The 13,073-nt window shown below is 54.5% G+C and carries 11 protein-coding genes; 2 read left to right on the top strand and 9 right to left on the bottom strand.

Features of this window, described 5'->3' with window-relative positions:
- Positions 1–17: 17 nt before the first annotated feature.
- The 5 genes from AC2FGB_RS18160 to AC2FGB_RS18140 all read right to left on the bottom strand — a co-directional run bounded on the left by AC2FGB_RS18160 (position 18) and on the right by AC2FGB_RS18140 (position 5,246).
- Entirely contained in the window at positions 18–1,619 is a 1,602-nt protein-coding gene (locus AC2FGB_RS18160) for an alkaline phosphatase family protein (RefSeq protein WP_496694565.1), read from the bottom strand.
- Between the two features lie 173 nt (positions 1,620–1,792).
- Positions 1,793–2,359, bottom strand: coding sequence for an HdeD family acid-resistance protein (locus AC2FGB_RS18155; protein WP_496791794.1), 567 nt, complete (start codon positions 2,357–2,359; stop codon positions 1,793–1,795).
- A gap of 158 nt (positions 2,360–2,517) precedes the next feature.
- Entirely contained in the window at positions 2,518–2,928 is a 411-nt protein-coding gene (locus AC2FGB_RS18150) for a PRC-barrel domain-containing protein (protein WP_496694567.1), read from the bottom strand.
- Positions 2,929–3,018: 90 nt separating this feature from the next.
- On the bottom strand, positions 3,019–3,522 hold the full coding sequence (locus AC2FGB_RS18145; RefSeq protein ID WP_413845006.1) for a DUF1269 domain-containing protein: 504 nt from the start codon (positions 3,520–3,522) through the stop codon (positions 3,019–3,021).
- A 134-nt stretch (positions 3,523–3,656) separates the two neighbouring features.
- Positions 3,657–5,246 carry an arylsulfatase gene (locus AC2FGB_RS18140; RefSeq protein ID WP_496694568.1) on the bottom strand — a complete coding sequence of 530 codons (1,590 nt, stop codon included), beginning with the start codon at positions 5,244–5,246 and terminating at the stop codon, positions 3,657–3,659.
- Between the two features lie 303 nt (positions 5,247–5,549).
- On the opposite strand from AC2FGB_RS18140, the gene AC2FGB_RS18135 reads away from it, so the two are divergent.
- Positions 5,550–6,548 (top strand): AraC family transcriptional regulator, encoded by a 999-nt coding sequence (locus AC2FGB_RS18135; protein ID WP_496694569.1) that lies wholly within the window; start codon positions 5,550–5,552, stop codon positions 6,546–6,548.
- A 100-nt stretch (positions 6,549–6,648) separates the two neighbouring features.
- Here AC2FGB_RS18135 and AC2FGB_RS18130 read toward each other — a convergent pair whose 3' ends face one another.
- A complete protein-coding gene (locus tag AC2FGB_RS18130; RefSeq protein ID WP_496694570.1) occupies positions 6,649–7,479 on the bottom strand; it encodes a YihY/virulence factor BrkB family protein in 831 nt (276 codons plus the stop codon).
- Positions 7,480–7,835: 356 nt separating this feature from the next.
- On the opposite strand from AC2FGB_RS18130, the gene cls reads away from it, so the two are divergent.
- Positions 7,836–9,245, top strand: a complete 1,410-nt coding sequence (gene cls / locus AC2FGB_RS18125; RefSeq protein ID WP_496694571.1) for a cardiolipin synthase — start codon at positions 7,836–7,838, stop codon at positions 9,243–9,245.
- Between the two features lie 400 nt (positions 9,246–9,645).
- Here the strand turns inward: cls and AC2FGB_RS18120 are convergent, their stop codons facing one another.
- The 3 genes from AC2FGB_RS18120 to AC2FGB_RS18110 form a co-directional block, all read right to left on the bottom strand.
- A complete protein-coding gene (locus tag AC2FGB_RS18120) occupies positions 9,646–10,668 on the bottom strand; it encodes an aspartate-semialdehyde dehydrogenase (protein WP_496694572.1) in 1,023 nt (340 codons plus the stop codon).
- Between the two features lie 111 nt (positions 10,669–10,779).
- Positions 10,780–11,814: a glycosyltransferase family 4 protein gene (locus tag AC2FGB_RS18115; RefSeq protein ID WP_496694573.1), complete on the bottom strand. Its 1,035-nt coding sequence runs from the start codon at positions 11,812–11,814 to the stop codon at positions 10,780–10,782.
- 23 nt (positions 11,815–11,837) lie between these two features.
- A complete protein-coding gene (locus tag AC2FGB_RS18110) occupies positions 11,838–13,010 on the bottom strand; it encodes an MFS transporter (RefSeq protein WP_496694574.1) in 1,173 nt (390 codons plus the stop codon).
- Positions 13,011–13,073: the final 63 nt, after the last annotated feature.

Raw genomic sequence — 13,073 nt, 5'->3', positions numbered from 1 at the left:
TCATCCGAGTATTCCAATCATTGTGGCATCACCTCGGGCAGTGGCACGCCGGTGGTCCCCGAAGGCGGTTTGGTGCCTAGATAAGCCGCCAGCGTTGGCGCGACATCAACCGTCTCGACGCGGCGTACAATTGTCCCCGGCGTAATGCCTGGGCCGGAAAATATCAGGGGGACGTGGGTGTCATAGGCCCAAGGTGAGCCATGTGCCGACGCAACCGTTAATCCGTCGAAATCGGCGACAAACCAATGTGGTTCAAACACTACATAGATGTCACCGGACCTGTCAGGGTGAAAGTTCGCCAAAACAGCTTCTGTGATCTTGGCGCGTGGGACGGATCCGCTGCGCAAAGCGGAGCTGCCGACCGCATAGGCAATTCCGGGTAACTTCTGAAGCTCCTCGGCAATCGCCAGTTCAACGGCAGTTGGATCAAGCCCCCTTTGGCCAATCAATTCCTGATTCAGATAAAGATAGGGATTTGAAAAATTCTGGATGAGATCGCGGGAAGCTCCGAAATCCAGCTGCAAGCGTACAAACCCCGGCTCGGTGTCCACACGCTGAAAGTCAAACAACCCGGCCTCGATACCGACGGTCGCGAGATATTCTGGGTGTTCGGGTGCGCCGTGATCCGCCGACAAGACAATCAGAGTTTTGTCCAGCCCAATTGTGCTATCCACATGCGCCAACAGATCGGAAATGCTTCGGTCCAGACGGGCAAAGTTGTCCTCCGCTTCCAGACTGGAAGGACCAAAAACATGACCAACATAGTCCGTCGAGGAAAGACTGATCGACAAATAGTCCGTCACACTGTCTGTTCCGATCTGTTCGGCATCCATCAGCGTTTTTGCGAAGTTGACCGTGATCTCGTCCCCTGCTGGGCTGAGAGTTAGGAATGTAGTGAAATACTTGTTATCGTCAGGGCCCCAGTTGTGGGGAAATGTGCGACCAAAGCCCGGCAATTCGGTTTCCCATGCTTGATCGTCGCGATCTGCAAAAGCGTAAAGCTCACGATCCCGCAACAGGGTCCAGTCCTGATTTGCGTAGGACGCCACTTTGCCTTGCGCCTCCCAGTCCGCGATCCAAGCCGGATAGTCGTCGCGATAAAACGTGCTGGTGACAAATCTGCCTTCGGCTTTCGAAAACCAATAAGCCTGCCCCGCGTGGCCCGCCATTGCAATGGAACCGCGATCCTTGACCGAGACGCCAAAGATTTTAGAAGCCGGACCAAAATGAATGGCAATTTCGTCTGATATCGTTGAACTGATGATATTGCGCGGAGACCGCCCGTCAGTTGTCGCAGCGCGTTGCGTCGGGTCAATCTCATTAGATGGATCGATCCCTGCTGCCCCTACAAGTGGATACTCGATGTCTTGAACATTGTAGAACGGGGTGCCTGTTTTTCGATCGAACCACAGGTTGGCAACCATGCCGTGGATTGCAGGGTCCGTACCAGTGGACAATGTTGTATGACCGACAATGGTTTCGGTGTTAGCATGGCGATGATGGGCATTTGAAAAAATGACCCCGTTTTGCATCAGATATCGAAACCCGCCTTCGCCAACATGTGTCCGATATCTGTCAATCAGATCACCGCGCAACTGGTCCACCGTTATTTGGAGCACCAATTGGGGTTTTTCTCTCGCAGTTGCCGCCACCGCAAACGAGAACACAATTCCAACGGCGATCGTGCTGCTTACAGCTAGTTTCGAAAAGATGCCGATCATACTTCCCCCCAAGATAAAACAGCCGCGCTTTTGAGCGCGATTCAAAAGAGTTTGAGCTGCCGCACCAGCGCTTACGTTGCGATCGTCGTATTATTCTTGAGACCGTAGGCAAATCGGACGTATCCGGCGCCCTCACCAATCAATGAAAATCCGGCCATTAATCCAATCAGAGCAACACTGATTTCGGGATAGTTCATCATGAGATAGCCAGAAACTATAACAGACAGTATACCGCCGAATATCACCCAACTAGATCCAGTTTCCGGGCGTGCCGCGATACCCATTGCGATACGGATCAATCCGCTGACGAAAACGCCAGCAATCAAAATCAACGTCAAAGCCACAAGGCCTTCAAGCGGTCGGAACAAAAGCAATGCACCTGCCATTGTAGTGAACAGCCCCAGTATCAGATAGATCAACCGGGCATTCCATCCGTCTTTAGTGCTAAACACTTGGACCAGCATCAAGCCTCCACCTGCAACAAAAGAGATGCCTACGATCTGTTCAACAATCACAGAGACTAGGAAAGGAGCGAAGACTGCACTTACCCCACCGATTATCATCAGAATGCCCAAAGCAAGAAACCAACCCCAGTTTTTTTGTACATCTCCGGATGCGCTAGCCTTTATATCACTCATTCTCTTGGTCCCTTTGATTTCCGTGCGTTTGGTTTTGAACAATAAGCGGAGTTTTTTTCTTGGTCCGAAGGCGATTTGGGCCCAATTTCCAACCAATCGCCCAGCATGGTCAGACATGCCGGGCGTCAATGCTGTAAAAGCAACAGCGGTCTGAGGCCCTAGTTTCGTGCGTAGTAAAATCGTGGTAGGCTTTTCAGATTATCTTTGGTCGCGTTGGGCAACAGCAGATCGCCATCAGCGTTGATCTCGAAAGCGCCCGCAGGCAAAGCAATCAACTTTTCACCAATGTTGAGGAAGCCGGCGACATTGACGATCACAAAGGTCGTATCACCGTCCGGCAAAACAAGCGCATCATGAACGTAGCCCACAAAATCACCGCCAGTATTGTAAACATTGCCGCGCAAAAGCTCGACCACACTCCAGCCGGAAGCCACCACAGCGATATCCAGATTGTTGTACTCAACAACTACTCCGCCAGCCACATGGGGTGCGGACTGTGCGGATGCAGGCATTGGCGTTCCAAATGCGAATGCACACACGATCGCCGCGGTTGTCAGAAGCTCTTTCATTTCATTTTTTCCGTTCTCGACTTGTTGAACTTTGATTTTCCGGCGGCCAGATGCTGAGGCCGCCGGCCGCTCAAATCAACTTGGTCAGTTTCAAGACAGGGCTGCGCGAAGCTCTTTTTCATCGCTGATGGACAGGGACGTCTCGATGACCTCGCCCTTCATGCCTTCCAGTTCGCTCAACAACTTCGTGGGACGGTTGGACCAGCCGATCACAGCCAGTGCCGAAGAGTCTGGCCCCATCTTTGCACCAACCCGGGCCGCTAGCGCGTCTTCTTCGTCTGCCTGATCCAGCATTCCCGCCAGTGCTCCAGAACCGGCACCCACGGCTGACCCCGCAACAAAACCTGCTGCCGGGTTCCCGGCCATTGCGCCGATCAAAGTCCCGGTCAAAGCCCCTAGCGATGTGCCGCCTAGAAAGCCTGCCGCTGTCAGAGTATCGGAGTTGCGGGTCCGTACTACCCCATTTTTGTCACGGGTCATCACGACCACTTCGTCTAGGTCAACTTCCCAGTTCATGCTCATTTTTTGAAGGCGCAAAAGCGCTTCGTCTGCTGTGTGACGACCTTCAAATACGATGACTACTAAATCGCTCATAAGTTCATTCCTCAGATTGAGTTAAGTTTCGCTTCCCGAAGCCGCATGCCAGGCACGCGGCTCCAAGTTGTGTGAGCGCTGGGAAAAGTTCATCTTCACGAGCAAAGCTCCCAGCGGCTCAATGTTTGACCGCGTTATTGCCGAGCACCGGGCATGATGGTTTCCAGGTTTTCCAGACGTTGAAGTGCCTGCACTTTGGTCAGGAAGTCATAGTTGATCCCGGCTGCCGACAAGCTTGAACCTTGCTGGAATGGGTAGCCCTTGAGCGAAAGTAGGAACTCTTTGATTTTCGCTTGAATTGGGACGAAGATCCACATCGTGTTCTCGGCATACCAACGCAGATACATCTCGGATTCATGAACGGCCTTTTCGTACGGGTCGGCCTTGAGATTAACCACGAGAGGCCAAGCAGGGACCTGCCGAACAGCGGTGTTGATTCCGCCTTCAAGTGTTGCAAAGTGCGCCTTGAAGTCCTGAACACGGACGGCGTTCAGATTTGCGCCCTGATCAAAATAGAAGATCGAGTCACGTGGGCTCTCGTCTGTTTCGCCGGACAGGTATTCGGTCAGATCATGTCCATCCAAATGGACGCGGAAGTCTTTGCCGTTGAACGTTTTTCCCTCTTTGAGGTCCTCAACCAGCGTGGTCTCTCCAATCGCTGTGGCAAAGGTCGGCATCCAGTCTTCATGGCTGACAATCTCGTTAAACTTCTCTCCGGGCTCGATCAGGCCGGGCCACTTCACGATAAGCGGGACGCGGAATCCACCTTCCCAAGTTGTTCCCTTTTCACCGTGGAATGGGGTCGTACCGCCATCGGGCCAAGAAATCGTCTCGGCCCCGTTGTCGGTCGAGTACATGATTATCGTGTTGTCCGCGATACCAAGCTCATCAAGCAGGTCGAGCAGCACACCCACCTGATCGTCATGCTCAGCCATGCCATCTGGGTAGAGGCCAATGCCCGTGCGCCCAACGGCTTCATCTCTCAAATGAGTCCAGACATGCATCCGTGTCGAGTTATGCCACAGGAAAAACGGCTTTTCCTGATCATTTGCACGCTTAATGAAGTCAACAGAAGCCGCGAGGAACTCGTCATCGGCGGTCTCCATGCGCTTGCGCGTCATCGGGCCTGTGTCTTCGATCTGACCGTCAGCAGACGACCTGATTACACCACGTGGACCAAATGTCTCTCTGAAGGCCGGGTCCTTGGGATAGTAATAGCTTTCCGGCTCTTCCTCGGCGTTCAGGTGGTACAGATTGCCAAAGAACTCGTCGAAACCGTGATTTGTTGGCAAGTGACGATCCTGATCACCAAAGTGGTTCTTGCCATGCTGAGCGGTCATGTAGCCATGCTCTTTCATCACATCGCCAATTGTGGGTGTCCAATCTGGAATCCCGTGCTCGGATCCGGGCATGCCGATCGTCAATAGCCCAGTGCGAAATGGATGTTGGCCGGTCATGAAGGCGGCGCGCCCGGCGGTGCAAGACTGTTGAGCATACGCATCTGTGAACATCGCGCCTTCATTTGCTATGCGGTCGATGTTCGGAGTCTTGTAGCCCATGATCCCATGGTTGTAGGCGCTGATATTGTGGACACCGATGTCATCACCCCAGATTACTAGGATGTTTGGCTTGTCTTGAGCGAACGCTGGGCCCGCAGCAAAGAGCGCGACAGCTGACATTACCGCCGTCACCGCCGTCTTTGTCGAATAAAGAATAGGTCGCATGTTTCCTCCAAAATGGTCTCGATGTTCCGCGCCATTCACACCCAAACTTCGCGACATTTGAGTTGATCTGCTCCAAGAACCATGTGGAACTTAAGTGATGGAAAACTTCGCTTTGTCGGCAAATGCGAATCTAACAAACAAATATTCGAACACTGCCTCTTGAAACATTTGCGTCGCTTTGTTCATGCCTTGAGTGAGGGCTGACGAACGAACCGTCGGTTTCGAGACACCATTGCCAAGACCTTGACAAATTGGAGCATTCTAAGAGCAAGGTGTGAACCAAACAGCTGAATGAGGCTTTGCATGTCAGAAGAAACCAACGATTTTGCCATCAGAGCAGGTGCGTTTCACGGGCCAGCAGCAATTCTTGCCGGAGACCCGCGACGCTTCGAACGGACACTTCGATCACTCGGTTTGCCTACGGATGCGGAACAGATCATCGGAGCGGATGAATATCTGAAAGGCATCAGTGACGTTATTCGCTCGGCGGAAGACAATGACTTTTTTCTCCACGTCAGCCTTGAACAGGATGTGGGCGAACTGGGCGTTTTTGGCAGAGCAATCGTCTCGTCGGATACGCTTTGGGAGGCCTTGCAAACCGCTACGACGGCGCTTCGCTATTTTCAAAACAACTCCGAACTCGTGATCAGAACGTATCGTGGGAAATGCCGTATCTGGTACTTTACGTTGTTGAATTCTCATGATGGCAAGCAGGACATCCAGTATACAATAGGGCTGCTTACAAAAGTTGTCCTGATGGCCCTCGGCGAAGTCGATCCGCAGATCACCGTGGCTTATCCCGGCGCCTCTTCGGAGCATTTTCAGAATAATTCAGCAGTTGAGTCAGTCAGAGACTCAAATCAGGGCTATATCGAATTCCACCAAGACTTGCTTCGGGCGAAAATGCACCGTTCAGACAGCGTTCGAGCGGATATCCTTTCGCGCTATCTGCGTGGCAAGAAACTTATGCAAGCACCTCAAGTGAACAGGGCAGACCTAGTCGCCGGTTTGATCAAGGCGTCATTTGGCATTGCGCCATGGTCGCTGTCTGACACCGCACAGGTACTTGGAGTAGGCCCTCGGACTCTTCAGATTCAATTAAAAGATGAAGGTACCGCGTTTAGGGATATCCAAAAGATCGAACGCCACAAAGAAGCCTGTCGCCTGCTCACCTCTGGGGCCAGCATTGATGATACGGCATATGCAATTGGTTTCGAGCATCGACAGAGTTTTTCGGAAGCGTTCGTTGGCTGGGAAGGCTGTGCGCCTTCGACATATGCAAAAAGCAAAGTTCTTTCCTAAAACAGCGCTCCCCAAGCTTCGACGTTCGTTCGCACCTGCGATGTCAGTTCATGATGAACAGGATCCATCCGCCGAAACCCACTACGTTTTCCTCGCCCTCTCACGCCTCTGCGTCGGACTGTTTAATTGCAATAAGTCGGCCATTAAACTCGGCTCCGATCACAAAGATCACCGCCATTAGATTCATAAATACAAGGGCTGACATTACCCCGGCCAAGCCGGCATACGTGATGCTGTACGACGAAAAATTGGTGACATACATCGCAAATATCTTTCCGGCAGAAATCCAGAGCGCAACCGTCAAGACAACGCCAGGATAAACCTGCGACAATGTGTGATGGCGGCCTGGAAGCCACAAATGGCAGGCAACGACCGAAAAAATCAGCAAGCCAAAAGAGACACCTAGCCGCAAAATATCGTAGGCCCCTTCGCCTTCGTCGCCTCTGTAAACGGTGTCGACATACAACGGCACCGCAAAGGTCAAAACCGCGGCCACGGTCAAAATCGCCGAGCCGCTCAGAACGAATACGACACTCAACGCACGCGATTTCCAAAGGGGACGCGGATCGTGGTCGCGATACGCATCCGTGAGGGCTTGGCGCACCGCATCAACGCCATTGGACGCAAAGAAAACCGCCAACAAGCCGCCGATGGTCATCGCTTTGACGCTACTGTCTTGCAAAACGGCCCGCACCTCTTTGACGATGGGCTCAGCGATGCTGTCGGGCCATGTCCCATAGATGAACTCAACGATATCCAGCGTCGAAAACTCTGCCGACACGGCTTGAGTCAACGACAGTGCAAAGATTGTAAACGGAAAGAGGGCCAGCATCATGGACATGGCAATGTGACTGCTTCTGGACCAGCCGTTCTTTGCATCGAACCGGACCAAAGCCGCCCAGAGTGCCCTTGCCGCTTGCCGTACCGTCATGTCACGGGTCCTCTCAATTTAAACTTTGGGCTTCGACTAGTACGCCGAAAGTCCAGTTTGAAACAGGCGCCTTCCTCGCGTCTCTCCGCGCCTGGCCAGTATTCGGATTTTAAAAGCTGCTCAGGAGTCCAATTTCATGTTGAACCAATGACCCTACAACACAGTGCACCAAGGGCGGGTCTGCCGCCAAAGATCAAAGAATGATTGCATTACCATCGGGCTACGGCACTGCCATATTCAGGGGATTACCTTGCAGATGGACATCATCTGTTGTCAATTAGTCCGTGCAAATGGTCGAAGATCCAACCGGAACCGTTAGCAAAAACCGCTAGAATGACCGACAATTGGGGATCTCGATGGGCTCAAATATCTTAATACTGGCGCTGATTTCCCTGGAAATTGTTGCCTTCTGGTTCGCTTGGCGCGCCGTTTCTTCCGCCCGAACGTCCCAAGGCGCTGTTGGATGGGTCGTGTTCTTGATCACTGCGCCATATCTGGGCGTGCCGTTGTACCTGTTTTTGGGACACCACAAATTCAAAAACTATCTGATAGCCCGGCGCGATAGCGAAGAAGTCATAGAAGGTCTCAGGACTTACCAAGTGGCCAATGCGCCCGTGGTTGCGCCTGAAATTTCAGTTCAACCCTTTGAAAAAATATCAGAAATGCCCGCAGCCCGCGGCAACAACATGACATTGCTTATTGATGGAAAAGCCACGTTTGACGCAATATTCTCTGCCATTGACGCTGCTGAAACCTATGTCCTCGTTCAGTTCTATATCATTAATGATGACGCACTGGGACAGGCCCTACAAGAACACTTGATTGCTGCTGCGGCGCGTGGCGTCACCGTCCGGCTTATGTTTGATGCTGTCGGCAGCGCCAAACTGCCCAAAGCTTACTATCAAAGCCTGCTTGAAGCTGGTGTCCAAGTCGTGGATCCGAAAGAAACACGAGGCCCAAAGAACCGGTTTCATATCAATCTGCGCAATCATCGAAAGACCGTTATTGTTGATGGGAAAATCGGATTCACCGGCGGCCTGAATGTCGGCGACGAATACATGGGGCTTAACCCAAAATTTGGCGATTGGCGCGATACTCACGCCCAGTTGGAAGGCCCGATCGTGTCTCAACTTCAACTGGTCTTTGGCGAAGACTGGCACTGGGCTACCAATGAGGTGCTTATTGGCGATCTCAATTGGGAAGCCCCACATGCACCCGAAGATATGACGGCAATGATCGTTGCAACGGGCCCGGGTGACGAAATGGAAACTGGTGCACTCTTCTTCTTCTCAGCCGTCGCTGCGGCGAGGAAGAGAGTGTGGATTGCATCTCCATACTTCGTGCCGGACACAGACGTTCTGACGGCATTGAAGCATGCGGCACTGCGCGGCGTTGATGTGCGCATTCTTGTGCCCGAGGTAATAGACCACAAGATCCCCTGGCTCGCGGCGTTTGCCTATTTTGATGAGATACGTGAGGCGGGAGTACAGGTCTGGCGTTACAAACCAGGGTTCATGCATCAGAAAGTGGTTTTGGTGGATGACAGCTTTGCCGCAATTGGCACGACAAACCTCGACAATAGGTCGTTTCGATTGAATTTTGAGGCAATGGCGACTTTCTTTGATGCCCGTCCTGCAGCCGCAACTGCTGCTATGCTCGAGAATGACTTTCATCGAGCTTGGATGTTGGACAAGACCCTTCCCGAACAGCCCCTGGGCATCCGTGTTGGCGCCCCGATTGCCCGGCTTTTCGCGCCTGTTCTGTAGCTTTGGCGATCTATTCTTGAGGTCGAGGCTTCGGGCCAAGCATTTTCACTTGGAGCACCTGGGATCAAACTTTCAGTGGGGCCCTATCTAGCCCGCCAATTTCGGGTTGGACGTGGAGGAATTGTTTTGCAGGCAACCCAATTGCACTCTGCTTAAAGAGCAAGTTCGCACCCCATATGCGAACACCAATGACACAGCTAGATTGATCCAATGGTTGAAAACCGCTTCAGCGATTAAAACGATGTTCGCTCTGTTCCCAAATTGGTCACGCGATTGGAGGTCCAATGCTGTGGTGCCGTTATCGACGGCTTTGTCCGCCTTGCCGACGTTCAATAAAAAAACCCCCCGCTGACCATGCAGCGGGGTTTACTTAATCAATGCTAAGGGTTGTGCGTATCGCTCACCCCTTCTTCAGGACCTCACGGCCCAGCAATTCGGCGATTTGTACCGCGTTCAGCGCTGCGCCCTTGCGCAGGTTGTCACTGACGCACCACAGGTTCAGGCCATTCTCGATGGTTGAATCCTGACGGATGCGGCTGATGAAGGTGGCGAAATCACCTGCGCATTCGATCGGCGAGACGTAGCCGCCCGGTTCGCGCTTATCGATCACCATGATACCTGGTGCTTCGCGCAGGATGTCACGGGCTTCGTCTTCGTCCAAGAATTCCTCGAACTCGATATTCACGGCCTCTGAATGGCCGACAAAGACCGGAACGCGGACGCAAGTGGCTGTAACCTTGATCGAGGGATCGACGATCTTCTTGGTTTCGACAACCATCTTCCACTCTTCTTTAGTCGAGCCGTCTTCCATGAAGACGTCGATCTGCGGAATGACGTTGAAGGCGATCTGCTTCTGGAACTTGTTCGGCGGAACTTCGGTGGTGGGGTTGTAGATGGCTTTGGTCTGATCCCACAGCTCATCCATCCCTTCTTTGCCCGCGCCGGAAACCGACTGATAGGTCGAAACGACGACGCGCTTGATCTTGGCGCGATCATGCAGCGGTTTCAGCGCGACAACCATCTGCGCGGTCGAGCAGTTGGGGTTGGCGATGATGTTCTTGTTCTTATAGTCGTGGATCGCCTCGGGGTTACATTCCGGCACGATCAGCGGAATTGCAGGGTCATAGCGATACAGGGACGAGTTGTCGATCACCACGCAGCCAGCCGCCGCCGCCTTGGGGGCGTAGACCTTGGTCGCCTCGGATCCCACGGCAAACAGCGCCATGTCCCAGCCGGTGAAATCAAACGTGTCCAGGTCTTTGGTCGTGAGTGTCTTGTCGCCAAAGCTTACTTCGGTTCCCAGCGACCGACGGCTTGCCAGCACGGCAAGTTCATCGTTGGGGAACTGGCGTTCTGCCAGAATGTTCAGCATTTCGCGGCCCACATTACCTGTGGCGCCGACGACTACGACGCGATAGCCCATTTCATGTCTCCAAAGTTAAGGACGCGCGTTCATAGCCGCGTTGCAGCAAAGAAAAAAGAGGTTTCGCGGGATATTTCCCCCAATGACACCGATTTGACGCGGTGCATCGCCTCAGGCGTCGGTTAGAAGCCGTTCATAGAGCGCCACCAAGGTCTTTGCCTCGCCGTAGATGTCGAAATTCTGTTCCACATGGACGCGGGCGGCGCTGCCGGATAGCGCCAGCGACTCGGGGTTCGACAGCATTTCAGCGGCGGCACCAGCCAGGGCGGGAATGTTCCCCGGTTCGACCACATGGCCCAGTGAGGGGTCGGTCACGATCTCTGCAAAGGCACCGACATCGGTTGCCACCACAGGCACGCCGCAGGCCATCGCCTCGAGCGGGGTCAGGCCAAAGCCTTCCCAGCGTTGCGGCGCGATGAACAAGTCCAGCACCTGGTACCACTCGGCGATCTGATCCACAGTGACCTCGGGTTTGAATAGGATGCGGTCAGACAGGCCCGCCTTGGCGACCTTGTCTTTCAACTCGGCCAGAAAGCCGGTGTGTTTTTCGGTCGCGCGGCCCATGACGATGCCATGGACGTCTTCGAAACGGCCACAAAGGTCGATCATCGCATCGACGAAAGCATCGGTGCCTTTCTGGTGCCGGATACGGCCATAACACCCAAGCAGCAGACCACCGGGCAGGCCAAGTTTGCCCCGCAGGGCGGCTTTGTCCGCGGGCGGGGTGAAATTCTGCAGGTTGATGCCATGCATGATGACCTGCGCGTCCCGCTCAAGATATCCGGCGGTTTTGCGCGAGGTGGCAACCACCGCGTCCATCTGGTCGATCAGCCATTTGGTATAGCCCGTATGCGACCGCTGCGAGGCGCTGGTGAATAGCAGTTTCAGGCGCAGACGAAAGACATTGCGCAGGAACAGGCCCAACAGCATCTCGGTATTGCGGCGCGCATGCCAGACGCGCGTGGTCTTGCGCGACAGAAAGGGCAGGCGGCCCAGCGAGATATGGGGCAGGTCGGCTGGAAGGCCCGGTCCGGTGGCGGCGATGTCGATCCATTGCACCTGCAAAGGCACCAGCCGCGCAATCGTCGCGGTCACGCCGGACAGCCTGCGTTTGAGGTTGGGTGCGATGACAACAGGGTCGGACATGGGCTCTCCCGATGGTTCCAGCGTCAGTCAACGCTGTCGCGGCTGAATAGGTAAATCACGCATCCAATGGCAAGCGTGACTGCAAAAAAGCCGAATATCGCTGTGTAGGGCGCGGTTGGACTGATGTCCACTGTCGCGGCATGGACGCGGCCGGTGACAAATTGCGCCAGTCCCACTCCGCCGATGCCGAACAGATTCAACAGGGTCATGCCACGCCCGACCAGATGCGGCGGCACGAAGGCGCGGCCATGGGCCATGATGACCGGAAAGCTGGCGCCCATGAAACCGATCACCGCCATCAGACTTACTGACACCCAGACCGCCATGTCGATCCACAGGCACAACAGCCCCAGCGCCGCCGCGCCCAAGGCATTGCCGCCAAAGATCACCCATTTCCGTGTTCCCAGCAGCCGGTCCAGTGGCCCATAGGCAAAGGTGCCGGCAATCATAGCCGCCCCCATGACCAGCGTCGCGGTTCCGATCTGCGTAGTGCTGAGGGCGAAAACGTCGTTCAGATATGGACCTGCCCACAGGCCTCGTGTCGCAGCCGCGGGGGCGTAGGCCACCAGCATCAGCGGCAGGATGGCCCACAGGGCAGGTTCTTTCAGCAGGTCCAGCACTGACCCGCGATGCTCGGTCTCAACCGGTTTGGGGTCGTGAACGCTGATCCAGATGCCCGCTGCGATAATGGCCGAAACGATGGCCAGTGTGGCCATTGTGGCGCGCCAGCCCATCAGTTCGACCGCAAGTGCTGTGGGGTAGGAGGCCACAAGATTGCCGACCGACCCAACGCCCAGCATGATGGCTGCTAGCGTGGCAAAGCGGGCGGGCGGGTATTCGCGGGCAAAGATGTAATAGGATGCCATCAGAACGGGCGAGCACCCGACTCCGATCAGCCCCATCGCGATAGCGATATGAAACGGGGTGCTGGCCACTGCAAACAACGTAGCGCCGCCCGCGCCGCCTGCCAGCAACAAAACCGCAGCCGTCAAACGCGGCCCGATCCGGTCCAGCGCCCAACCCACTGGCAGTTGCATGGCGGCAAAGACCAGAAACCAAAGCCCCGAAGCAAAGGCCAGATCTTCGGGCCTTGCCCCGATGTCACGCCCCAGATCGACGCTGAGCACGGCAAGAAAGGCACGAAAAAATTGGCTGAGCACATAGCCCAGACACAGAACCACCAGTCCGGTTTTCATGAGACGCCTCTTTCGCCCAACCCGCCAGCAAATGCTTGGCATGTCCCCGTGATATGTACAAGC

The sequence above is a fragment of the Ruegeria sp. CDSC021 genome (assembly GCF_059610845.1).
Note: the sequence above shows the minus strand (reverse complement) of the source record. Positions and strands in the feature narration are given on the sequence as shown.